The sequence below is a fragment of the Novosphingobium sp. MMS21-SN21R genome (genome assembly GCF_031846015.1).
Taxonomy (GTDB): Bacteria; Pseudomonadota; Alphaproteobacteria; order Sphingomonadales; family Sphingomonadaceae; genus Novosphingobium.
Map to the genome: position 1 here is coordinate 2,983,180 of NZ_JAVRDU010000001.1, position 22,309 is coordinate 3,005,488.

Annotated in this window: 28 protein-coding genes and 1 tRNA gene; 10 read left to right on the top strand and 19 right to left on the bottom strand. The window is 64.0% G+C overall.

The window, feature by feature from the left end; all coding sequences use genetic code 11:
* Nucleotides 1-25 precede the first annotated feature (25 nt).
* Nucleotides 26-487, top strand: a complete 462-nt coding sequence (locus RM192_RS14405) for a DUF2721 domain-containing protein (protein ID WP_311508251.1) — start codon at nucleotides 26-28, stop codon at nucleotides 485-487.
* A 4-nt stretch (nucleotides 488-491) separates the two neighbouring features.
* Here the strand turns inward: RM192_RS14405 and RM192_RS14410 are convergent, their stop codons facing one another.
* The 3 genes from RM192_RS14410 to RM192_RS14420 are packed head-to-tail and all read right to left on the bottom strand — an operon-like array spanning nucleotide 492 to nucleotide 2,771.
* Nucleotides 492-785, bottom strand: a complete 294-nt coding sequence (locus RM192_RS14410) for a polyhydroxyalkanoic acid system family protein (protein ID WP_311508252.1) — start codon at nucleotides 783-785, stop codon at nucleotides 492-494.
* A complete protein-coding gene (locus RM192_RS14415) occupies nucleotides 785-1,540 on the bottom strand; it encodes a hypothetical protein (RefSeq protein WP_311508253.1) in 756 nt (251 codons plus the stop codon). Before RM192_RS14415 ends, RM192_RS14410 begins: the two co-directional genes overlap by 1 nt.
* Nucleotides 1,541-1,547: 7 nt before the next feature.
* Complete coding sequence (locus tag RM192_RS14420) at nucleotides 1,548-2,771, bottom strand: toxic anion resistance protein (protein WP_311508254.1); 1,224 nt, start codon at nucleotides 2,769-2,771, stop codon at nucleotides 1,548-1,550.
* Between the two features lie 129 nt (nucleotides 2,772-2,900).
* On the opposite strand from RM192_RS14420, the gene RM192_RS14425 reads away from it, so the two are divergent.
* From RM192_RS14425 to RM192_RS14440, 4 genes are all read left to right on the top strand, one after another.
* On the top strand, nucleotides 2,901-3,632 hold the full coding sequence (locus RM192_RS14425) for an SDR family NAD(P)-dependent oxidoreductase (protein WP_311508255.1): 732 nt from the start codon (nucleotides 2,901-2,903) through the stop codon (nucleotides 3,630-3,632).
* A gap of 140 nt (nucleotides 3,633-3,772) precedes the next feature.
* A complete protein-coding gene (locus RM192_RS14430; protein WP_311508256.1) occupies nucleotides 3,773-4,111 on the top strand; it encodes a cytochrome c in 339 nt (112 codons plus the stop codon).
* Nucleotides 4,108-5,736, top strand: coding sequence for an FAD-binding oxidoreductase (locus tag RM192_RS14435; protein ID WP_311508257.1), 1,629 nt, complete (start codon nucleotides 4,108-4,110; stop codon nucleotides 5,734-5,736). The genes RM192_RS14430 and RM192_RS14435 overlap by 4 nt, the downstream gene beginning before the upstream one ends.
* Entirely contained in the window at nucleotides 5,736-6,488 is a 753-nt protein-coding gene (locus RM192_RS14440) for a glucose 1-dehydrogenase (RefSeq protein ID WP_311508258.1), read from the top strand. The genes RM192_RS14435 and RM192_RS14440 overlap by 1 nt, the downstream gene beginning before the upstream one ends.
* Nucleotides 6,489-6,500: 12 nt before the next feature.
* Here the strand turns inward: RM192_RS14440 and RM192_RS14445 are convergent, their stop codons facing one another.
* Together RM192_RS14445 and hppD are read right to left on the bottom strand one after the other, a co-directional pair.
* Nucleotides 6,501-7,052 (bottom strand): VOC family protein, encoded by a 552-nt coding sequence (locus RM192_RS14445; protein WP_311508259.1) that lies wholly within the window; start codon nucleotides 7,050-7,052, stop codon nucleotides 6,501-6,503.
* Nucleotides 7,049-8,149, bottom strand: coding sequence for a 4-hydroxyphenylpyruvate dioxygenase (hppD, locus tag RM192_RS14450; RefSeq protein WP_311508260.1), 1,101 nt, complete (start codon nucleotides 8,147-8,149; stop codon nucleotides 7,049-7,051). Before hppD ends, RM192_RS14445 begins: the two co-directional genes overlap by 4 nt.
* A gap of 196 nt (nucleotides 8,150-8,345) precedes the next feature.
* On the opposite strand from hppD, the gene RM192_RS14455 reads away from it, so the two are divergent.
* Nucleotides 8,346-10,460 carry a TonB-dependent receptor gene (locus RM192_RS14455; protein WP_311508261.1) on the top strand — a complete coding sequence of 705 codons (2,115 nt, stop codon included), beginning with the start codon at nucleotides 8,346-8,348 and terminating at the stop codon, nucleotides 10,458-10,460.
* A 12-nt stretch (nucleotides 10,461-10,472) separates the two neighbouring features.
* On the opposite strand, the gene RM192_RS14460 is transcribed toward RM192_RS14455, so the two are convergent.
* The 4 genes from RM192_RS14460 to RM192_RS14475 form a co-directional block, all read right to left on the bottom strand.
* Nucleotides 10,473-10,548: transfer RNA gene (locus RM192_RS14460), tRNA-Lys, on the bottom strand.
* 39 nt (nucleotides 10,549-10,587) lie between these two features.
* Complete coding sequence (folK, locus tag RM192_RS14465) at nucleotides 10,588-11,079, bottom strand: 2-amino-4-hydroxy-6-hydroxymethyldihydropteridine diphosphokinase (protein WP_311508262.1); 492 nt, start codon at nucleotides 11,077-11,079, stop codon at nucleotides 10,588-10,590.
* On the bottom strand, nucleotides 11,076-11,924 hold the full coding sequence (aguB, locus tag RM192_RS14470) for an N-carbamoylputrescine amidase (protein WP_311508263.1): 849 nt from the start codon (nucleotides 11,922-11,924) through the stop codon (nucleotides 11,076-11,078). Before aguB ends, folK begins: the two co-directional genes overlap by 4 nt.
* Nucleotides 11,925-11,975: 51 nt before the next feature.
* A complete protein-coding gene (locus RM192_RS14475) occupies nucleotides 11,976-12,842 on the bottom strand; it encodes a methyltransferase (protein WP_311508264.1) in 867 nt (288 codons plus the stop codon).
* 78 nt (nucleotides 12,843-12,920) lie between these two features.
* Here RM192_RS14475 and msrA point away from each other — a divergent pair, with 78 nt between their 5' ends.
* Nucleotides 12,921-13,457 (top strand): peptide-methionine (S)-S-oxide reductase MsrA, encoded by a 537-nt coding sequence (gene msrA, locus RM192_RS14480; RefSeq protein ID WP_311508265.1) that lies wholly within the window; start codon nucleotides 12,921-12,923, stop codon nucleotides 13,455-13,457.
* Here the strand turns inward: msrA and RM192_RS14485 are convergent.
* The gene (locus tag RM192_RS14485; protein ID WP_311508266.1) at nucleotides 13,454-14,713 is read right to left on the bottom strand and encodes a methyltransferase domain-containing protein; all 1,260 of its coding nucleotides are present in this window, start codon (nucleotides 14,711-14,713) and stop codon (nucleotides 13,454-13,456) included. The two genes, msrA and RM192_RS14485, sit on opposite strands and share 4 nt — an antisense overlap.
* Before the next feature lie 73 nt (nucleotides 14,714-14,786).
* Here RM192_RS14485 and RM192_RS14490 point away from each other — a divergent pair, with 73 nt between their 5' ends.
* On the top strand, nucleotides 14,787-14,963 hold the full coding sequence (locus RM192_RS14490) for a DUF1674 domain-containing protein (RefSeq protein ID WP_311508267.1): 177 nt from the start codon (nucleotides 14,787-14,789) through the stop codon (nucleotides 14,961-14,963).
* Between the two features lie 9 nt (nucleotides 14,964-14,972).
* Here RM192_RS14490 and RM192_RS14495 read toward each other — a convergent pair whose 3' ends face one another.
* The 4 genes from RM192_RS14495 to dksA form a co-directional block, all read right to left on the bottom strand.
* Nucleotides 14,973-15,425, bottom strand: a complete 453-nt coding sequence (locus RM192_RS14495) for a DUF4112 domain-containing protein (RefSeq protein WP_409233811.1) — start codon at nucleotides 15,423-15,425, stop codon at nucleotides 14,973-14,975.
* Between the two features lie 5 nt (nucleotides 15,426-15,430).
* Entirely contained in the window at nucleotides 15,431-16,897 is a 1,467-nt protein-coding gene (locus RM192_RS14500; RefSeq protein ID WP_311508268.1) for an ABC transporter substrate-binding protein, read from the bottom strand.
* Between the two features lie 47 nt (nucleotides 16,898-16,944).
* Complete coding sequence (locus RM192_RS14505) at nucleotides 16,945-17,295, bottom strand: PilZ domain-containing protein (RefSeq protein WP_311508639.1); 351 nt, start codon at nucleotides 17,293-17,295, stop codon at nucleotides 16,945-16,947.
* A gap of 191 nt (nucleotides 17,296-17,486) precedes the next feature.
* On the bottom strand, nucleotides 17,487-17,945 hold the full coding sequence (gene dksA, locus RM192_RS14510) for an RNA polymerase-binding protein DksA (RefSeq protein ID WP_311508269.1): 459 nt from the start codon (nucleotides 17,943-17,945) through the stop codon (nucleotides 17,487-17,489).
* A 308-nt stretch (nucleotides 17,946-18,253) separates the two neighbouring features.
* Between dksA and RM192_RS14515 the strand changes: the two genes are divergently transcribed.
* Complete coding sequence (locus RM192_RS14515; RefSeq protein WP_311508270.1) at nucleotides 18,254-18,598, top strand: hypothetical protein; 345 nt, start codon at nucleotides 18,254-18,256, stop codon at nucleotides 18,596-18,598.
* Between the two features lie 6 nt (nucleotides 18,599-18,604).
* Here RM192_RS14515 and RM192_RS14520 read toward each other — a convergent pair whose 3' ends face one another.
* From RM192_RS14520 to RM192_RS14540, 5 genes are read right to left on the bottom strand one after another with little or no spacing between them, the layout of a single operon-like run.
* Nucleotides 18,605-19,735 (bottom strand): GNAT family N-acetyltransferase, encoded by a 1,131-nt coding sequence (locus tag RM192_RS14520; RefSeq protein ID WP_311508271.1) that lies wholly within the window; start codon nucleotides 19,733-19,735, stop codon nucleotides 18,605-18,607.
* Between the two features lie 7 nt (nucleotides 19,736-19,742).
* On the bottom strand, nucleotides 19,743-20,510 hold the full coding sequence (locus RM192_RS14525) for a glycerophosphodiester phosphodiesterase family protein (protein ID WP_409233812.1): 768 nt from the start codon (nucleotides 20,508-20,510) through the stop codon (nucleotides 19,743-19,745).
* Nucleotides 20,491-20,958: a RidA family protein gene (locus tag RM192_RS14530; RefSeq protein ID WP_311508272.1), complete on the bottom strand. Its 468-nt coding sequence runs from the start codon at nucleotides 20,956-20,958 to the stop codon at nucleotides 20,491-20,493. The genes RM192_RS14525 and RM192_RS14530 overlap by 20 nt, the downstream gene beginning before the upstream one ends.
* Nucleotides 20,955-21,584 (bottom strand): HAD family hydrolase, encoded by a 630-nt coding sequence (locus RM192_RS14535; protein WP_311508273.1) that lies wholly within the window; start codon nucleotides 21,582-21,584, stop codon nucleotides 20,955-20,957. Before RM192_RS14535 ends, RM192_RS14530 begins: the two co-directional genes overlap by 4 nt.
* Nucleotides 21,581-21,895: a DUF3572 domain-containing protein gene (locus tag RM192_RS14540; RefSeq protein ID WP_311508275.1), complete on the bottom strand. Its 315-nt coding sequence runs from the start codon at nucleotides 21,893-21,895 to the stop codon at nucleotides 21,581-21,583. The genes RM192_RS14535 and RM192_RS14540 overlap by 4 nt, the downstream gene beginning before the upstream one ends.
* Nucleotides 21,896-21,946: 51 nt before the next feature.
* Between RM192_RS14540 and RM192_RS14545 the strand changes: the two genes are divergently transcribed.
* Nucleotides 21,947-22,309 carry a response regulator gene (locus tag RM192_RS14545; RefSeq protein WP_311508276.1) on the top strand — a complete coding sequence of 121 codons (363 nt, stop codon included), beginning with the start codon at nucleotides 21,947-21,949 and terminating at the stop codon, nucleotides 22,307-22,309.

Genomic DNA, 22,309 nt, shown 5'->3' on the forward strand with positions numbered 1-22,309 from the left:
ATCATCCAGCGCGAAGGCCCATCCCATGAATGCTGCCCATACCGGCGTGATCGCCCAGACCATCCAGCTAGCCCTGGCGCCGGTCTTCGTGCTTGTCGCCATCGGCAACATCATGAACATCCTGACCACCCGCCTCGGCCGCATCGTCGACCGCTCGCGCACGTTGCAAAAGCTGCACGGCGAGACTGTTGGCCCGGCGCATGACGTGGTCGTGGTGGAAATCCGCTACGTCGACCGGCGCATCCACCTGATCGGGCGCGCGCTGCTGTTGCTGGTGCTGTCGGGCCTTGCCATCGGGGTCACGGTCGGCTCGCTGTTCGTCGGCGAAATGGTTGGTCGCGAGTTGCGCAACCTCACCGGCATCACCTTCTTCGTCGCCATCGCGCTGCTGATGATCGCGCTGGTCTACCTGCTGCTGGAAACGCGCATCGCCGCAAGTTCCTTGCGCCTGCCGCAGGAATTGCTCGAGCTTGAGCGGGATATCTGACTGCTCAGGTGAGGAACTTGGCGCTCTTGTCGCGGATCAGGCCTTCGATCATGCGCTTGGCAAAGCCTAGGCTGGCCGGGATATCAACGTCCACCACCAGTTCGCTGTCGGTGATCTCGACCGCGCAATCGACGGTGTACCCCATCGCGCCGACGGCCATCTTGAGGTGATCGTCATCGACGAATTCGGTCGTGACCGTGGCCATGCCATCGGCCTTCAAGGCCGCTTGCGACGTCTTTTCACGCAAGCGGCGACGCGCTTCGTCACGTTCCAGCGAATGGGGAATGGCAATGCGCATCAGGTTTCCTTGGGGGCTTGCAACTGAGGCGCCGCCTCTAGCCCTTCCCCGTAGCGATAGTCCAGATAGCGTCCCCGCACGGCCAGCGCATCCAGGTCGCCCGCCGCGAGCTGGCGCGTGATTTCGTCGATTTCCTTGCTGATCTTGGCAAGGCCCTCGCCCAGTTGCTCATCCGCATTGCGCCCGCCGCGCTCTTCCTTGCGCAAATGCGGCGGGATCTTGCGCCAGCTTTCGACCATGCCGGGCAAGTGTTCACCCACCAGACGGCGCACTTCGCCGACAGCAGGTTCAGCAGGATCGATGCCTTCAAGCTGCAGCCCCAGCCCATCAAGCTGCACGCCAATCTGATCGACCAGCCGCACCGCAGGCGCAGGCAGCGCGGGCCGCTGCGCTTCGAGCCACAGCTCGGTCCGCCCGACCATCGTGCGCACATCGCCCGAATTGAGCCCCGCCAGATCGGGCACTTTCATTTTCGGGAAGGTAGCGAAGAACCACATCGTGCCGATGATCGCCAACGCCAGCAACATAACACCGGTTATGCCGATACCGTCCAGCACCAGCCCCGCCGCCATCGCGCCCACCAGCACCACGCCCACGGCCATCGCCATGCGTGCCACTTTCTTGCCGAAATGCCGGCGCTTAAGGTCCGCAGACCGCTGGCCGATGCTCCGCCGCCCGCCCGCCTGCTGGCGGACCAGCGAGGAACGCGCGTCCGACAGGATACGGTCGCTTTCCTGTGCGGGACTTCCCACCATCAGCGCCTCAACCTTCCAAGCTCAGCAGCGGAGAACTGTCCGGCCCGGCAAGCTTTGACTGCGCCGCGCCCTCGGCCCGCGCGATGTAGCCCTTCGATTTCTCGACCTCGCCCGAAAGCGTGGTCACTGTCTGCTTCATCGAATCCAGCGCCTTCAGCTTGAACGTGTCGATCGTGTCCATCGTGTCGTAGATGTTCTGGAACGCGCGCTGCAGCGTCTCCAGCGGGATCGTGCTGGCCGCCGCCAGTTCATGGATCTTGCCGGTCTGTTCGCGCAGCAGCTTGCCGGTGCTGTCGATCATGTTGGCGGTTGTGGTGTTGAGCGCGGTGATCTGCTGCAGCACCAGCCGCTGGTTGGTCATCGCCTGCGCCACGGTCACCGCCGTGCGCAGCGCCGCCACCGTGGTCGTGCTCGCGCGGTCCACGCCCTTGACCAGTTCGACATTGTTCTTCTTGACCAGATCGAGCGCGAGATAGCCCTGCACCGTCACCGCCATCTGCGTCAGCAGATCCTGCGTGCGCTGGCGAGTGTAGAACAGCGCGGTCTCGCGGATCGCCTTGGACTTCGCGGGATCGGTGATATCGAGGTCCGCCGCCGCGTCTTCCAGCTTGGCGTCCAGCGTCTTGGAGATGTGGATCATCTGTTCCAGATTGCCCATCGCCTCCCACAGCTTCTGCCGCTCGACGTCGATCGCGGCATTGTCCATCAGCAGTTCGTCCTTGCCCGATGCCAGCCGGTCGAGGATCGCCTTGATGTGGCCTTGCGCCGATGTGTAGCCATCGAAATAGCGCTTCAGGCTGTTGCCAAACGGAATGATGCCAAGGAACTTGCGGCCTGAAGACAGCTTGCCCTGCTTGCCCGGATCAAGGTCTTCCACGGTGCGGCGCAGCGCAGCCAGATCGGTGCCCACGCCGCTGTCCTTGTCCATCGCGCGGATCGGCCGGTCGAGGAAACGGTTGGCCATGCCCGCCGCCTGCGAAATTTCCTTGCGGCCCATGTTGGTCAGCTGATCGACCTTCTTGCCGAACTCCGGGCTCTGCGCGTCCTGCGCCACCAGATCGGCGACAAAGGCATCGACCTTGGCTTCCAGTTTCGACCGATTATCTTCGGATACCGGCACCAGCCCTGCGGCCTGGACAGCCGACACAACCGGCACCGGGTCGGGCGGCGTCAGCGTCAACGGGGTAGCTGTTGCTGTTTCGGGCGCGGTTTCGGTCGAGGTCGTGGCCATCGCAAGTCTTGCTTTCCGGTAGTGGTCAATTGGCAACATGGGATTTCGTGTCGCCCGGCGCAAGCTGTATTATGACCGCAACACAGCAACGGGCGAAGGACCATATCGACGGGAAGGTCTTGGCATTCCATGAACGGCAGGATGGAAAACGGCAAGCGATGCGCGGTGTTTGGAGCAAGCGGCGGAATCGGCGCGGCGCTGGTGAAGCAGTTGTGCCAACGCGAAGACGTCGGGGAAGTCCACGCGCTATCGCGGGGTGGGGTCGCACCATCCCCCAAAGTCATCTCCCACCGCTTCGACCTGACCGACGAGGCTTCGATTGCCACCGCCTGCGCTGCCATCGGTGCACCCCTTGATCTCGTGATCGTCGCCACGGGCCGTCTGGTGCGCGAAAACGGCGACGGCCCGGAGAAATCGTGGCGCAGCCTTGATCCCGCCGCCATGGCCGAACTGTTCGCGATCAACGCCATTGGCCCCGCGCTGATCGGCAAGCATTGCGCGCCGCTGCTGCGCAAGGGGGGCCGCCCGGTCTTCGCTGCCGTGTCGGCCAAAGTCGGTTCGATCGCCGACAACCGCCTCGGTGGCTGGCATTCCTACCGCGCCTCGAAGGCCGCGCTCAACATGCTCGTGCGCAATTTCGCGATCGAACTGGGGCGAACCAATACCGCTGCGGTCGCGGTCACATTGCACCCCGGCACAGTAGACACGGCCTTGTCGCGCCCGTTCCAGCGCGGCGTTCCGGCAGAAAAGCTGTTCACACCAGCCCAGTCAGCCACGCATCTGCTGTCGATCATCGAGGGGCTGACGCCTGCTGACAGCGGTACACTGATCGGATGGGACGGAGCTACCATCCCGTTCTGACATGATCCGCATTTCACACAGTGTAATTTTTCGAGCGCCGCCCACTGGTCCTGCTGCACACGCCTGATAGAGTGCTACCTTTAGCGTTGGACAGACAGTGGGCGGAATCGCTGCGGCCAACCGGGATCGAGGAGCCAGGGATGAAGCGAATATTCGGGCCGATATTGGCCCCCACACTTGCAGTTGCTGCAATGGCATGTGCCGCGCCGCTTCTGGCAAGCCAGAAGCTGGGCGAAACGCAAGAACTGCGGGCGCCGGAAGCAGTTTACGCCAAGACCTGCGGCTATTGCCACGGGCGCAATGTCGGCCCGATCATTCTCGGCCGCGCGATCCCGGCAGACACCGTCAAATACATCGTCCGCCACGGCCAGAACGGCATGCCCGCCTTCCGCCCGACCGAGGTCAAGCCATCGGAACTCGATGCGCTGGCATTGTGGATCGAAAAGAGCACGGCGCGCAGCGGGGAGCACGGCCAATGAGCGAAATCAACATGGACCGTCGCGGCCTTCTGGGTGCCGGGATCATCGGTGCCGCCAGCCTCGGACTTGGCACCGGCGCCAGCGCGAAAAACCCTGCACCCCTCGCCCCCGGCCTGACCAAGGCCGATTTTTCGGGCGCGATGAAGGCGTTCCGCGGCGTCGTCGGGGCCGAATGGGTGTTTGGCGATGAAGACGCCGTCGCGCCTTATACCAAGACCTACATCCCCGACCCCAACGGCTATCACAAGCCGGTCGGCGCGGTCTGCCCGGAAAGCGTCGAGCAGGTCCAGGAAATCGTCCGGATCGCCAATACCTATCGGCAGCCGCTGTGGACCGTCTCCACCGGCAAGAACATGGGTTATGGCATGACCGCGCCTGCCACCCCCGGCCAGGTCGTGCTCGATCTCAAGCGGATGAACCGGATTCTCGAGGTGGACGCCGATCTCGGCACCTGCCTGCTCGAACCCGGCGTGACCTACCAGCAGCTCAAGGACTATCTGGTAGAGAATAATATCCCGCTGTGGATCGACGTGCCCACGGTCGGCCCGATCGCCTCACCGGTCGGCAATACGCTTGATCGCGGTGTCGGCTACACGCCCTATGGCGAACACTTCATGTTCCAGTGCGGCATGGAAGTCGTCCTGCCCGATGGACAGTTGATGCGCACCGGCATGGGCTCGATCAAGGGCAGCACCGCGTGGCAAGCGTTCAAGTGGGGCTACGGACCTTATGTCGACGGCCTGTTCACCCAGTCGAACTACGGCGTTGTCACCAAGATGGGCTTGTGGCTGATGCCCAAGCCGCCGGTCTACAAGCCGTTCATGGTGCGCCATCCGAACATGGAGGACACGCCCAAGATCATCGAGGCAATGCGCCCGCTCCGCGTGTCCAGTCTCGTCGCCAACTGCAACCTGATGATGAGCGCTTCGTACCAGCTTGCCATGTTCAAGCGCCGCAACGAGATCGTGCCCGATGGTGCACCGCTCGATGAGGTGTCGCTCAAGAAGGCAGCCAAGGCCAATGGCCTGGGCATGTGGAACACCTACTTCGCGCTTTACGGGACCGAACAGACCGTCGCCGCGATCGAGCCGATCATTCGTGCCCAGCTCACTGCCAGCGGCGGCGAAGTGATGACGGCTGCCGAGATGGAGGGGAACCCCTGGTTCCACCATCATTCAACGCTGATGGAAGGCGGCCTCAATCTCGACGAAATCGGACTGCTGCGCTGGCGCGGCGCAGGCGGCGGTCTGGCATGGTTCGCCCCCGTTGCCGCCGCACGCGGGATCGAGGCCGAGCGCCAGACCGCGCTCGCCAAGGAAATCGTCGAAAAGTACGGCTTCGACTACACCGCTGCCTACGCCATCGGCTGGCGCGACCTGCACCACATCCTCGCGCTGCTGTTCGACAAGTCGGACGCGGAAGAGCATCGCAAGGCAGACGCCTGCTATCGCGAATTGGTCACCCGCTTCGGCGCGCAGGGCTGGGCCAGCTACCGCACCGGGGTCAATTCGATGGAGCTCGTGGCGCAGCAGTACGGTTCAGTGAACCGCGAATTCAACGCCAAGATCAAACACGCGCTCGATCCGAACGGAATTCTGGCCCCCGGCAAGTCGGGGATCATGTGATGGAGCGCTTCACCGGAAAGGCCGTGCTGATCACGGGCGCCGCCACCGGCATCGGCCGTGCCACTGCGCTCGCCTTTGCCCGCGAGGGCGCGAATGTGATGATCGGCGATGTCGATGCGCGGGCGCAGGAGACGGTCGACATGATCGTGGCCGAAGGCGGTAACGCCGCGTTCCGCCACACCGATGTGCGCAAGGCCGCCGAGCTTGACGCGCTGGTTGCAGCCTGCGTTGAGCGCTACGGACGGATGGACGCGGCGTTCAACAATGCTGGAGTCCTCCCCCCGCAACGCCCGATCCACGAAGTGACCGAGGACGAACTCGACCTCGCCATCGACGTCGATTTCAAGGGCGTGTTCTTCGCCATGCAAGCCGAAATCCGCCACTTCCTCAAAGTGGGCGGCGGAGCCATCGTCAACACCGCCAGCGTCGGCGCGCTGATCGCTGACCCGAACATGAGCGCCTATTGCGCGATGAAGCACGCCGTCTCGGGCCTGACCAAGGCAGGCGCGGTGGAATACGCGCAACAGAACATCCGCGTGAACGCCATCGCGCCGGGCTTCGTCGTCACCCCGATGACCCAGCACTGGGCCGACAGCAACGAGTTCACCCAGATGTTCTACGCCCAGAATATCTCGGGCCGCGCTGCCCGGCCCGAGGAAATCGCGCCCACCGTGCTTCACCTCTGTTCGGACGGAGCCAGCTTCATCAACGGCGCAACCTTCACCATCGACGGCGGTCAGACCGCGCACTGACCTTCATCACGATCAACCGGTGGCCGCCGGGTCGGTATGCAGCCATGCAGCCTGACGCGGTGCCCGCTTGGTCCGGCTCCACTCTTCGAGCATGACCGGCGCCAGGTCCTTCAACTCGGCATGCTGCTCGGGCGTGCCGATGTTGCAGGCCAGTTCCAGGCGGTGGCCGTTGGGATCGAAGAAATAGATCGAGCGGAAGATGCCGTGATAGGTAGGCCCCAGTACCTCGACGCCCTGTGCTTCGATATGCGCCTTGGCGGCCAGCAGTGCGGCCTCGTCCGCCACTTCAAAAGCCAGATGCTGCACCCACGCAGGAGTCGCCGGATCGCGCCCCATCTCGGGCTGGTTCGGCAGTTCGAAGAACGCCAGCACATTGCCGCCGCCCGCATCGAGGAACACGTGCATGTAGGGGTCGTCCTCGCCTGTCGAGGGTACCTTGTCCTCGGCGAAGGCGGTCACGTAATCCATGCCGAGCACGCGGGCATACCACGCCACTGTCTCGCCTGCGTCTCGGCAGCGATAGGCAACGTGGTGGATGCGCGAAAGTCTGGGAGCCGTGGTCACTTTACTGTTTCCTCCACCTGCAGCACGCCGCGCCGCATCTGATCGCGCTCCATCGATTTGAACAGCGCGGTGAAATTGCCGTTGCCGAAACCTTCGTCCTTCTTGCGCTGGATGAACTCGAAGAACACCGGACCGATGACCGTCTCGCCAAAGATCTGCAGCAGCAGTCGCGGATCGCCATGCTCGGTCGAGCCGTCGAGCAGGATGCCGCGCTTCTGCAATTCCGCCACCGGCTCGCCATGCCCCGGCAAGCGCTCCTCCAGCATCTCGTAATAGGTTGCGGGCGGGGGCGACATGAACGGCGTGCCCAAGGCCTTGAGTTTGTCCCAGCAACCCAGCAGATCGTCGCAGGCAAAGGCGATGTGCTGGATGCCCTCGCCGTTGTAGGCGCGCAGGAACTCGTCGATCTGCCCACCGCCCTGCTTGCCCTCTTCGTTCAAGGGAATGCGGATCAGCCCGTCGGGCGCGGTCATCGCGCGGCTGGTGAGGCCGGTGTATTCGCCTTTGATATCGAAATAGCGGATCTCCTTGAACCCGAAGATCCGCTCATAGAACGCCGCCCAGTGAGCCATGCGCCCGCCATAGACGTTGTGCGTGAGGTGATCGATCGTATGGAAGCCCGCGCCCACCGGGTGGCGGTCGACGCCGGGAAGATAGCGAAAATCGATGTCGTAGATCGAGATATCCTCGTCATAGCGGTCGATCAGGTAGATGATCGACCCACCGATGCCCCGGATCGCGGGCAAGTGCAGTTGCATCGGCCCCGTCTCGACCTGCACCGGCTCAGCCCCGCGCTCAATCGCCACGGCATAGGCCTTGGCCGCATCCTTCACCCGCCAGCCCATCCCGCAGGCCGACGCGCCATGCTCGGCGGCGAAATAGGCTGCCGGACTGCGCGGCTCATAATTGGCGATGAGATTGATCCCGCCTTGCCGCCACAAGTGCACGTCCTTGGTGCGGTGATCGGCCACGTGGGTGAAGCCCATTGCCGCAAACACAGGCTCAAGCAGGCCCTGTTCGGGCGCGGTAAACTCGATGAACTCGAAGCCATCAAGGCCGAGCGGGTTGGGCAAGCCCGTCGCGGGTGAAACTTCCATCTGGCATCGCTCCTGAAATTCGTTTCATCTGTTACCACTTTAGATCACGGCTGTCAGCGAAATTCGTGACGTCCCGCCATCGCCACCCTTTTTGTGATGTTATCTTGTATCATTGAGCAAGTCGTTTTATGGAGCCTTCACAGTCCGGCTGACCCTGGCCCCGCGCCGGGATCGTCCATGCAAAGGGTTCGCACCAATGAAGTTTCCCGTTCTCCTCGGCACGTGCTCCGCGCTCGCAGCAATCGCTCTCGCCTCGCCCGCATGGGCAGACGACGGTGCCGCCGATCAGGACAACCACACCCAGACCTCGTCAGAGATCATCGTCACCGCACCGATCCAGCGCGACCGGCTCGACATCCTTTCGGGCGTCTCGGTCATCGCGGGAGAGCAGCTGACGCAGGCCCTGCGCCCCACCCTCGGCGAAACTCTGGACAAGACGCCCGGTGTCTCGGCCACATCGTTCGGCCCCAACGCCTCGCGTCCGGTCCTGCGCGGCCTTCAGGGTGATCGCGTGCGCATCCTCACCGACGGCGTCGGCGCGTTCGACGTCTCCAACACCAGCGCCGATCACGCGGTGGTGATCAATCCCCTGCTGGCCGAGCGCATTGAAGTGCTGCGCGGCCCTGCCACCCTGCTGTTCGGCTCCTCGGCCATCGGCGGCGTGGTCAACGTGATCGACAAGCGCATCCCGCGCACCGTTCCGGACGAAATCGCCCACGTCGACATGATCGCCTCCTACGGCTCTGCTGCCACTGAACGCTCGGTCGGCGGCGCGTTCGATGTGCCCGTCAGCACGCAATTCGTCGTCCATGCCGACGGCAGTTATCTCAAGACTGGCAACATGCGAGTGGGCGACTACGTGCTGGCGCCCGGCGCCCGCAGGACCGCGCTGGCCAATGCCGGGACTGAAGACGCTGACCAGATCGCCGAGGGCATAGACTTCGCCGCCAATGCGGGCCTCAGGAACAGGCTGCCCAATTCACAGGCCGAGACATGGACCGCCGGCGTCGGCGCGGCGCTGATCACCGACACCGGCAATCTCGGCATCGCCTACAGCCACTACGACAGCCTCTATGCCATCCCCGTCCGCTACGCAGTCACACCGGGCCAGGCTGAGGAAGGCCCGCGCCTCGACGTCGCGCAAGACCGCCTCGATTTGCGCGCAGAAGTCGAAACCGGCGGCAGCCTGATCAAATCGGTCCGCGCCCGCGCAGGCTTTGCCAGCTACCGTCACTTCGAACTCGAAGCCGACGGCAACGTCGGCACCGCATTCTACAACAAGGGGATCGAGGGCCGGGTCGAACTGGTTCAGGCGAAGCGCGGGGCTTGGGCCGGTGCCAGCGGCATCCAGTATTTCGTCCGCGATTTCAACGTGATCGGTGAAGAAGCCTTCCTGCCCAAAAGCACCACGCAGCAGTTCGGCGTGTTCACCTTGCAGGAATTCGATCTGGGCGCGCTCAAGCTGGAAGGCGGCGCGCGATTCGAACACACCGTGCTGGAAGCCCGCCCCCTCGACGGTCAGACACAGTTCTTCAGCGGGCGGCGCACTTTCGATACGGTTTCCGGCTCCGTCGGCGCGTCCTACGCCATAGCGCCGGGCTGGCGTCTGGGCGCGAACCTGTCGCGCACGATCCGCGCGCCATCCGCCGACGAACTCTTCGCCAATGGCCCGCACGCCGGAACGCAGGCCTTCGAAATCGGCAATCCCGATTTCCGCCCCGAACGCGCGACCGGCCTCGAAGCCGTACTCAAGGGCAAGGGCGAAGGTTACAGCCTCGAAGCCTCCGCCTATTACAACTGGTTCAATAACTTCATCTATGAAGACCTGACCGGCGAGATCGAGGACGGGCTGCCCGTCTATCAGTTCAACCAGGGCAAGGCGCGCTACTACGGCTTCGAAATCCAGGGTTCGGCCACAGTGGCCAAGATCGGCCCGATGGAGTTCGTCGCCGATGGCCTTGCCGACTATGTCCACGCCGACATCGCCGGGGTCGGCCCCGCCCCGCGAATCCCGCCAATGCGCGTGCAAGGCGGCCTCGCGCTCAATGGCAGCAAGGTGGACTTGCGCGGCGAAGTCGAATGGAGCGCCCGCCAGTCCCGCGTCACCCCGTTCGAAACGCAGACCGCCAGCTTCACGCTGGTCAATGCCGAGATCAACATCCGCCCATGGGGCACACAGCGCCCGCTGTCGTTCGCGCTCTCGGCCAACAACATTTTCGACGTCGACGCACGCCGCCACGCCTCATTCCTCAAGGACTTCGCCCCGCTTGCCGGGCGGGACATCCGCGTGACCGCACGGGCGAGCTTCTGAGTTTGCGAAAAATGGTGGACCCGTCGGGACTCGAACCCGAGACCTACAGATTAAAAGTCCGTTGCTCTACCAACTGAGCTACGGGTCCACGCCGCGCTGATTCACCTTGGAGCCAGTGCGTGGCGCGTCACCTAGGGGGCGGGGCGCGACGGGTCAAGCGGGCGCAGAGATGTTTGAGCGTCAAGCCGGTCAAAGGGTCGCGCCAGCGCGGCGCGATTGCAGCGGCTGGGCGCAAAACGAAGTCGCGCCCTCGGAACTCTGCGTGCGGTACGACCAGCCTGTCATCGGTCCAGCAACCGCCCGACCACAGCACGATGTCGAGATCGAGCGTGCGCGAGCGCCAGCGCTGGCCCTGGCGCTTTCTGCCGAAATGGCTTTCGACGTCCTGCAACAGAGTGAGCATGTCCGGCGGGCCGAGCGCGGCTTCCACCAAAACTGCGCCATTGGCATATTCCCGCAGCGACGGTCCCAGCGGACGGCAGCGCTGAACCGGACTGACCGCCTCGACCGTCAACCCACGATCCGCCAGCTCCGCCACGGCAGCGCGCAATATCGCCGCTGGCCCTCCAAACCGCCCATGGCGCTGGTTCGACCCCAGCGCGATCACATAGCGGTTCACACGTCCTCAGCGAGGCGCGTGTAAAGCTGCGGGCGGCGGTCGCGGAAGAAGCCCATCCCCGCCCGGTGTGTGGCCGCGCGCGTCAGGTCAATCGTGGCGAGCAGCCCGCCGGTTTCGCCCGCGCCGAATTCCGCGATAAAGTCGCCCCACTCGTCAGAGATGAAACTGTGGCCATAAAAGCGCTGGCCATCTTCGCTGCCGATGCGATTGGCGGCGATCACCGGCATGCAGTTCGACACGGCATGGCCAATCATCGCGCGCCGCCACATGCGGCTGGTATCGAGATCGGCGTCATAAGGCTCGGTGCCGATAGCGGTGGGGTAGAACAGCAATTCGGCCCCCATCAGCGCCATCGCGCGCGCGCATTCGGGATACCACTGGTCCCAGCACACGCCCACGCCGATGCGCGTCCCGAACAGGTCCCACACCTTGAAGCCGGTGTTGCCCGGGCGGAAATAGTACTTTTCTTCATAGCCCGGCCCATCGGGAATATGGCTTTTGCGATAGATCCCCATCACTTCGCCGTCCGGCCCGATCATCGCCAGCGTGTTGTAGTAATGATGGCCGTCGCGCTCGAAGAAGCTGGTGGGGATTGCGATGCCCAGCGCCTTGGCGAGCTTCTTCATCTCGCGTACCGAAGGGTCCTGATCGAGCGGATAGGCCAGCGCGAACAGCGCCTCATCCTCCACCTTGCAGAAGTACGGCCCTGCAAAGAGTTCGGGCGGCAGCACGATCTGCGCGCCGCCTTTGGCAGCATCCTCCACCAGCGCGGAGACGGCAGCGATATTCTCGGCCTCGCCCGCGTTGAGGGCAAGCTGAAGGGCGGCGACGGTGATCTGGCTCATCGCCCGGACCTAAGCCGCCGCTGCACTCAATTCAACCTCCTGCGCGTTGCGTCAGGGCCGCTTGCGGAACAGCAGCGTCATGCGGTCGCTTTCACCAATCGCTTTCAGCTTCGCCTTTTCGGCATCATCCTTGGCGCCATCCATCGCCGGCGGCAGTGTCCACACGCCTTCCGGCCAATTCGCCGGATCCTTCGGATTGGCATTGGCCTCGCTTTTGCCGACGAAGGTGAAGCCATTCACTTCCATGAACTTGATCACGTCGGCCTCGCGCAGATACCCCTTGTTGCCGTCGGTAAAGGCATAGGGCGCATCGGGCTTGGCCCGGTGCTGCTCGATCCCGATCATGCCATCGGGCTTGAGCAACTCGCGCATCTGCTTGATCTCGTGATCGGCCAGATTCCAGCGCAGCAGGTTGTGCATCATGCGCATCACCAGAATACGGTCGAATGTGCCCTTCTCGCCCTCGGGAACGGTATCAAGGGCAAAGGCGGAAAAGCGGTCGGCAGGCTGGTTCGACCATCCGGCGACCTCGGCAGGATACTTGGTCACGCTTTCGCGGATCCCGGCCTTCATCTTTTCACCGAACACGGCCGGCGTGGGATCAAAGAACAGCCCGACCAGCTTGCCCTTTGGGCCAAGGTAGAGCCCCAGCAGGCGCGAATACCAGCCGCCGCCGGGCGCATATTCACCGACCTTCATCGCCGGTCCCACCTGGAAGAACGCCAGCGTCTCGTCCGGACGGCGATACTGGTCGCGCGCACGGTCGGTCGCGCGCAAGGGATCCGCCACGGCCTTGGCAAGCGCCGGATCGATCACCGCCTTCACGGTCATGTCGTGTCCCTCATGCTGGGCGGCAGCGGGACCTGCGAAACCCAATCCTGCAATCAGGGCAAGCGTGGCTAGGCTGGCTTTACGCATCGAGGGGATTCTCCTTCGGGCCGATGACAAGCGGGGTGCGCCTGCCTATCTTGGCGACATACAAGGAGAATAAGACGCATGAGCGAACAAGCAACGGCCATTCTCGCCGGCGGATGCTTCTGGTGCACCGAAGCGGTGTTCCGGGACGTGATTGGCGTGGCACAGGTCGAAAGCGGCTATCTTGGCGGATCGACCATCAACCCGACCTACAAGCAGGTCTGCTCGGGCACGACAGGCCATGCCGAGGCAATCCGCGTCACCTTCGATCCCGATGTGGTCAGCTATGGCCAGATCCTCGACATGTTCTTTGCCACGCACGATCCCACCCAGCTCAACCGGCAGGGCGGCGATGTCGGCACGCAGTACCGCTCAGCCCTGTTCCCGCTGGACGAAGAACAGAAGGCCGAGGCCGACGCGGCCATCACCCGTAATCAGGCGAACTGGCCGCAGCCGATTGTCACCACTATCGAAGGCGCGGCCACATGGTATCCCGCCGAGGACTACCATCAGGAATATTGGGAAGGCGAAGGCCAGCGCAATCCCTACTGCCTCGCGGTCATCCCGCCCAAACTGATGAAACTACGCAAAAGCTTCGCGGACAAGGTGAAAGCCTAGGCCTTCACCCAGCGCGCGGCAAAAAACCCGTCAATCCCGCCGACTTCGGACAGCATTCCGGGGTCGGCGCGGAAATAGCCGCTCGCCACTGCAATCCCCTCGGGCAGTTCGGCGTCAGTAACCGGCTCCGGAGTCAGCAGGTTGAAAGCAGCGGCCTGCGCTTCGCCTTCTTCCGGCTCCAGCGAGCAGACCGCATAGACCAGCCGCCCGCCCGGCGCGAGCCAGCCGCTGGCGCGTTCCAGCATCGCACGCTGCAATTCGCCCAGTTCGCCCATATTCGCCAGCCGGTGCAAAACATCGGGATGGCGGCGGCAGGTGCCGGTGGCACTGCACGGCGCATCGAGCAGGATCGCATCGAACAGCCCTTCAGGTGACCATGTAAGCGCATCGGCAACCACGACGTCTGCGTCAAGCCCGCTGCGCTTCAGATTGTCCTGCAAACGCTCGACCCGGCGCGCCGACTTGTCGAGCGCGGTGACCTTCCAGCCTGCCGCTGCCAGTTGCAGCGTCTTGCCACCCGGCGCGGCACACAGGTCCAGCGCATGGCGCCCCTTGCCCGGTCCCAGCAGCCGCACCGGCACGCTGGCCGAAAGGTCCTGCACCCACCACGCGCCCTCGGCAAAGCCCGGCAGCGCTTCCACCGCGCCGGCGCGCGCAATGCGCACATGGCCAGGTGCGAGCGACTGGCCACCCAGCGTCTCGGCCCACTGTGCCGTCTCGCTGGGATCACGCAGCGAAAGGTCGAGCGGGGGCGGCACAGCCAGCCCGCGCGCAATGGCCTCGACCCGATCGGGCCAGGCAGCGTCCCAACGCTCGGTCACGGCATCGGGCAAGCTCGGCGCTTCGGGCAGCTTGGGATTGGCCTTGGTCACCGCAGAAAACACACCGTGCGCCAGACGGCGCGGCCCGCCCATCAGCAGCGGCAGGCCGGTGGCGACAACCGCGTGCCCCGGCAGGCCCAGCCGCAGCGCCTGTGCCAGCATGATCCGCAGAACATTGCGCGCCTTGGCATCCTCGGGCAGCACGGTGCGGGTCGCCTGATCGATGAGCGCATCGAGGTCAGCCATCCAGCGCAGGGCTTCCTGCGCAATCGCCATCGCCAGCGCCCGATCATCCCCGCGCTCGATCGCGCGCAGAATCGGCGGGGCCGCCTGATCGAGGGGCTCCCCTCGCCGTAATACGGCATCGAGCAGCCGCAACGCGGCAAGGCGTGCGGGGACGCCGGGGATCTCATCGGGGTTGTTGTTACGGGCCATGGCTGCGGCCTATCGCGCGTGCTGCCCCAAATGGCAATTGCGCTTGCAGCAATGTTCGCCCATCTGCGGTGGCATGGACAAGCCCACCCCCCGCGCAACCCGTCGCCCGGCGGACTTTATCGTCCCCGATCACTGGAACAAGGACCCCGCACCGCAGCCCAAGGTAGTGGTGCGCGGCGAAGATCCCGACGGACTTGATCCCACTCGCTTTGGAGACTGGGAAAAGAACGGTATCGCAATCGACTTCTGAGCTGGACGATCAGCCCTCGATCACACCCGCAGCAGGGTGATGCTTGTCGAGGTGCTTGCGCAGAATCCTGAGATTCTTCGAGTTCGAGCGGAAGAAGAAGTCGAAGGCATCGCCGACCAGCGGCACCGCGCCCAGCGCCGTGTCGAACGCCACATTCGCGCCCATCCGCCACAGCTTCCACTTGGGCAGGCCGAGATTGCGCGCCTCCCACACCATCCACGCGCCCATCGCGGCGGTCAGCACATCGCCCAGCACCGGCACGAGCCCGGCAATGGCATCCAGCCCCACGTCGCGGCGAATGCCGGGAATGGTGAAACTGCGTTCGAGCAGGCGCTCCATCATTTCCACGCGCTGGCGCACCGATGCCGGATCGCTGCCTACGCCCGGCAGTTCCATCCGCATTTTTTCGGGGCGGCGGGCACTGCCCGATGGGCTGATCACGGTCGAGAGCGGTTTGTCCATTCCCCTTACTTGGGGAGCCACGCCAGCGGCGGCAAGGGATGCCAGCCCCACGGGGTGCGGGCAAAGCCCGTCGTCCCGCTGCGCACCATCGACCAGCGAAGCGGTCGCGCAATCGGAATAAAGCCGTTGGCAGCCGTGATTTCCGCCTCGGCCTCTGCCAGCAGCGCCGCGCGCGCCTGCGGATCAGTGGCACGGCGCGCCTCGGCCACGCGCTCGTCGCCAATCGGGCTGCACACGGCTTTTTGCACCGTGCACGAAAGCTGGTTGAGGAACCATGTCGCCCGGCCATAACGCGCGGTGACATCGATCAGCCGCAGATCGCCGCGTCCACTTTCAGGCACGCGGCGGATGGCCACCCCGATCCGGGCGAAACCATCGCGCAGGGCATCGAACACGAGGCTCGATCCCGGTCCGTCCGGCATGGCGATATTGAGCGTCGGCAAGGCCCGCCCCGCGCCTTTCCATGCAGCCACCCGCGCAGCCGCTTGCGCGCGGCGCTGATCCACATCCATCCCCTGCCAGCGCTCGCCAATCGTGCCCAGATCATCCTCGACATCAGCCGAGACAATGCGCGTCGTGGACTGCCACCCACCGATGTTGAAGCTCGCCAGCAAGGCATCCCGGTCAATCGCCATGGCCAGCGCCTCGCGGTTGGCGGCATCGGCCAGAAACCCGTCGCCCTGCTCAACCACCAGCCCGAACAGGCCGGTGACGGGATCAAGCTGAACGTTGCCGCGCGTAAGCCCGATCCGCCCCGCCAGCGGCACCGTATCGATCTTCCCGCCCAGCAAGACATCGGCATAGCCATCGTTGAACAGGGCCACGGCCTTGGCCGGATTGGCCAACGTGATCGACAGCGCCCGCGCCCGCTTGGCGAAATTGGGCTGTTTGGTAAGCCCGCGCGATTCGGGCGTCATCAGCGTCATCACGCGCGTGCCGCCATCGCCCGCTTTGGAAGCCATGGGCCCAAGCCCGCGTCCCTCATAGGGCAGACCAAGTTCGGGCTGGGCAAGCAGGGTCAGCAATTCAGGCACAGGCGCGAACAGATCGAGCTCGATCACCCGGTCCGACATGACCCGCACTTCGTCAATCGCAGCAAGGTCCAGCCCGAGCGCCGTCCCCTTCAGCGCCGCAATCGTCTTGCGCAAGGCGGCGGCGGCGACATCTGCGGTGATGCGCTTGCCATCGGGCCAGGTCCCGTCACGCAGGCGGAAGATGTAGCTCTGACCCTGATCGGTCACGATCCAGCGGTCGGCCAGCGCGGGCACGACACGGCCCTGATCGTCAAAGCTAACCAGCCCTTCGACAGTGGCAGCGCGTATGAGTTGGGCGGGTGGCGAAAAACGTGGCCCGCGCTCCTTGAGCGCCGAAGCGTCTCCCATCACGACCACCGGAAGCGCTCCATCCTGCCCCGACCCGCAGGACCCGAGCAGCAGTGCGAGCATGAGGACAGTCGTTAAACGGGCGGCCATCGGTGGAGCCTAGCAGAAGGCTCGCGCATGGTCAGCGTGTAGATTGATCAAATCTTGCGGAGCGGTCCAACAGCCTGGCCCGACATCACCGGCTTGACGAATCGCGGGGTGCTGGGACCATCGCCCACAGGCGCGCGCGCCGTCTTGGGATCGACTTCCTCGATGAAGGCAATGCCGAAGCGGTTGTCCTGGATCCAGGCGACCACGCCATCGACCCAGCCGATGTTGCGCAGGTTCACTTCAACTTGCGTGCCGCGCAGAACCTTCATCGGACCTTCGGCCATCATGCCGCCTGCCGAAAGGTTGCGCACCTTGACGCGGTGCTCGACCTCGGTTCCTGCAAGGCGCACCTCGGCCAGGAGGAAAAGGCTGTCCCGCCCCAATTGCCGATGGTCCATGTCCGTCACCAAAGGTCCTGCCGTTCCTGAGTTAGATTGCGCCATGCGGGCCGCCGGGTGCGCCCGCACACGAAGCATTCGCAGAAATTCCTCGACCCTTCCTGAAGGACCTAGGTAAACAACGCGTTAGCAGACCCGGCAATTAACCAGAATGTCATTTATGGCGAGGCCGCCCGAAGACGGCCCGCCAATTACATGTCGCGCGAAATTTTCTCGCGCCGTTCATGGGCTTGCTGGGCTTCGACAGTCATTGTTGCAATGGGACGGGCAACCAGTCGGCCAAGGCCGATCGGCTCACCGGTCACTTCACAGTAACCATATTCACCTTCATCGATCCGGCGCATGGCGGAATCGATCTTGGCGATGAGCTTGCGCTGGCGATCCCGCGTGCGCAGTTCGATGCCCCAGTCGGTTTCGCTCGAAGCACGGTCATTCAGATCGGGTTCGCGAATCGGGCCATCCTGAAGTGCCGACAGCGTGCCGGCAGCCGCCGAGAGAATCGACTTCTTCCATTCCAGCAGCAGCTTGCGGAAATAATCCTGCTGCGCTTCATTCATGTAAGGTTCGTCGTCAGTGGGCACATAGTCGCCCGGCATGGCGCGGCGCGCCTTTGCCAGTACGTCGATTTCGTCACTCAAGACCCCAGCCATTCGGCCCTCCGCATACCAAGCTATCCACCCCTCCCGGCTCGCTTTCTTTTCCCTTTCGGGCGAGCAAGCTCTGCTGTTGCGCGCCTATAGGGTTGCCCTGAAACAGGCACAAGCGAATTGGAGCGCACAATGCATTAAGGGCGGCTGAAGCGTGAGAGCGCATGACGCGTTTTCCCCATCCTGTTTCAATCGAAAACAGATCGGTGCAATCGCATCGCACCGCGTTAACCATTTATTGACCAAGATTGGTGACTTTCACCTCATCGGAGTTGCAAGGGGATTGCACTCCATCTCGGGGGTATGGGTTAATGCAACAGTCACGGATCACGCTGGTCGCCGACGAAGCCGCACCTGGGGTCAAGGCCCGATCAACCACTGCGGCAGATCTCCTGATCGCCACATGCCTCGCCGCTGCCGCCGCTGGGGACAGCAACGCGCTGTTCGATCTCGGCGTCGCCTATTCGACCGGCAGCCACGGCGCCGGCTGCGACATGATCGAAGCCCACAAGTGGTTCAACCTCGCAGCCGTCGGCGGCCACGAAGAAGCCGCCCACTGCCGCGCAGACATCGCCGACGAAATGACCGCCCGCGAAATCGCCGAAGCCCAGCGCCGGGCGCGTGAATGGCTCCGCAGCGGACGTGAAGCTGCCTGAGCGCCATCATCCCTTCCGGAAAGGCGTCCGCTCGCCCAGCAACAACTGGTCCTGCGCGATGCCAGCGCGCTCCTGCGCAAGGAAATCGGCCACGGCCCGCCGGAAACCCGGATCGACGATGTAGTGTGCCGACCATGTCCGCACCGGCTCGTAGCCCCGCGCCAGCTTGTGCCCGCCTTGTGCCCCTGCCTCGACCCGGCTCAGCCCCAGCGCGATGGCCGCGTCGATGGCCTGATAATAACACAGTTCGAAGTGCAGGAACGGCTTCTCCACCAGCGCGCCCCAGTATCGGCCATAGAGCGCGTCCGCACCGATGAAGTTGATCGCGCCTGCCACGGCCTCGCCATCGTAGAAAGCCAGCACCAACAGCACCTTGTCTGCCATCCGTTCATCGATCAGGTCGAACGCGGCGCGGGTCAGATAGGGCCGCCCCCATTTGCGCGCGCCGGTGTCCTGATAGAACAACCAGAAGGCGTCCCAGTGTTCGGGCAGGATCTCGGCACCGGTAAATGTGCGGATTTCCACGCCGTCCTGCGCCTTCGCCCGCTCCTTGCGCAGGTTCTTGCGCTTCTCGGACGAAAGTGCGCCAAGGAAGTCATCAAAGCTGGCGTAGCCGCGATTCTCCCAATGGAACTGGATGTCATTGCGCAGCAGCCACCCCGCCTCTTCGAAGAACGGCAATTGCTCGGGCGCGATGAACGTGGCGTGGGCCGATGAAAGGTCGTTGCTTTCGCAAAGCTGTTCCGCCGCCCGCAACAGCGGCACGGCAAGGTCGGGCCGGTCGCCCAGCAGCAGCCTCGGTCCGGTCGCGGGCGTAAACGGCGCCGCGATCTGCAGTTTGGGGTAATAGGCCCCGCCAGCACGGCTCCATGCATCCGCCCACGCATGGTCGAACACATATTCGCCCTGACTGTGGCTCTTGAGATATGCGGGAAGCGCGGCTGCGGGTCGCCCGTCCTCGCCATCGATGACGATCGGCAGTGGCGACCATCCGGTCCGCGCGCCAACCGAGCCGGATTCCTCCAGAAGCGCCAGAAAATCGTGTGACACGAAAGGGTTGCCGATTCCAGCCAGCCGGTCCCAGTCCTCGGGCAGGATCTCGGAGACAGACTTGTGGATGCGCGCGGTCAGAGTCACGCGGGGATCATGCCCCCAGCCCCGCGCCTTCGGCAATAGGTCCATCGGCACAGTCTGCTGCCCGCTGCGCCAGCTCGCGTGAGCGCACGGTCCACGTCAGCACCGGAAAACCGCGCCGCCGCTGCGTCTCGACGAATTTGCTCGGCATATCGCGTACGTCCCAAGCCAGAAACTGCGGCCTGCCCTGCCAGAACGCGAGATAGAGTCTGATCCGAGCCAGCAGCGTGCGGTTGCCGTTCTCGGTCACCACCAGCCCATGGACGATATGCGGCGAATGGCGCGCGAACCAGCGCGGCACACGCGGATCGAAGCTCATCACCGCCGCTGGCCCGCGATACCCCTCAAGCGCCCGCCGCACCGCCAGGCACAGCGGCGCCGAACGCACCTCGCGCTTCGATTTCACTTCGATGAGCAAAGGCGCGCGACCTGCGACCTGATCCAGAAACTGGCGCAAGGTCGGGATGCAATCGCTACTGCCCGTAAGCGCGATCTTCGCCAGATCGGCAGCGCGGCGCTCGATCACCGGGCCGCTTTCTGCCGTCAGCCGGTCAAGTTCCCAGTCATGGAACACCACCGCGTGCCCATCGGCGCTGCGCTGCACGTCACATTCGATACCCAGGGAGCGCTCTATCGCCAGCGCGAATCCGGTCGGCGAGTTTTCGGCCACACCGTTTCCGTGCAGCCCGCGATGGGCATAAGTCTTGCCCCGCAGCCAACCGACCCGGCCTTCATCAGGCGCGGGGACCAGCCAGCGATCAAGCAGGGCGAATGGCAAGGATAGCATCGACTTCAACCGCAGCGCCAAGTGGCAGCACCGGCACGCCCACCGCAGAGCGCGCATGCCTGCCCGCATCGCCGAAGGCGGCAACCATCAGTTCCGAAGCGCCATTGGCGACCTTGGGCTGGTCGGTGAAGTCCTTTGCCGAAGCGATGAACGCGCCCAGCTTGACTACCCGCTCCACCCGGTCGAGCGAGCCGAGCGCCGCCTTGACTTGCGCCAGGATCATCAGGGCGCAGGCCTGCGCAGCGGCGTTGCCTTCCTCAAGGCTCACGTCCTTGCCCAGACGCCCGGTTACCAGCTTGCCGTCTATGAACGGCAGTTGCCCCGAAACGTGCAGCAGCCCGCCCACTTCGACCGTCGGCACATAGGCGGCGACGGGCGCAGCGGCTTGCGGCAAGGTCAGGCCCAGTTCTGCCAACCGGGCTTCAACGGTATCGGTCACGCATCTTCTCCATGAATTTGTTCGAGTATCCACGGCAGCGCCGCTTCCCAATCGTCGATCCGCGCGTGGGCGTGCCCTGCCTGATGCGCGCAATCGATATGCGGGGCAAGCAATGGCTCTCCGCACAAGTGCAGCCGGATCACATCAGGGGTCAATTGCGAGACCGAATCATGGTGCTGTGGCAGATCGTCGATGAACAGCGCGCGGCTCGGCCGGTATTCATCGAGAATGGCCCTGAGCGCGGGTCCCTTCGGTCCCTGGTTGGTGAACACGCGGGCGTTGATGCCCACACCTGCCAGTTGCTGCGTCCGGGTATCGCGGCGATGGTGGTCGAGATTGGTCAGGATCACCACATCGGCATTTTCGGCAATGGCATTGATCCCCGCCACCGCACCGACGATCGCCTGCTGGCGGTACATCTCGGTATCGAAAAAGCGGTTGAGCAGGTTCCAGATTTCCACCGTCGGCACCTCGCTGCCGTCCTTGACATAACGCAGCGCCTTGGAAAAATCGGCGTTGTTCATGTGGAAGGCCACGCCTTCCTTCTCGGCCAGCCAATCACGGAACGGCGCGACCATGTGCAGCAGCACCTCGTCGCAATCGCTGACGATCAGGGGGCGGCTCATGCTAGATCCTTTCGTGCGGCGATGATGGCCGCTGGCGAAATGTCGAGAGCGAAAGCCGCATTGACAAGGTCCGCTTCGTGATTGGCGAGAAAATCGAGCACCGCGCCCTGCACCGCCGGTTCGCCAAGACCTGCCCGCAATTCTTCAGGCGTCAGGCCCGTAAGCGAGAGGAAACGCTCGGCACGCGGGCCATCGGACAGGACCCAACCCAGGGCCTGAAGGGCGATTGCGGCGGCATCGGGCGCAGAGGCTTTCTCGCGGATGATTGTCAGGGCCTTTCGCGGGCAATAAGGGTGCGTCGAACGCGGCATGGGTGCCGAGCGGGAACACGGCATCGGCGCCGGGCGGGAACAGGGTTGTCAGTGGCAAAAAGAATTCTGGTTGTCGAGGACAACGACCTCAACCGCAAGCTGTTCTGCGACCTCCTGCGCGCCAACGGGTTCGAGGTGGAACCGGTGGCCGACGGGCGCGAGGCGATTGAAAAAACCCGCCTGTTCATGCCCAATCTGGTGATCATGGACATCCAGTTGCCCGAAATTTCCGGAATGGATCTGATTCTCGCGCTCAAGGCCGACGAGGAACTAAAGGCCATCCCGATTCTCGCAGTCACCGCCTATGCCGGCAAGGGTGACGAGGAAGCGATCCGAGATGCAGGCGCCGAGGGTTATCTGGCCAAGCCGGTGTCGATCGGACCGTTCATGGTGGCGGTGAACAAGCTGGTCTGA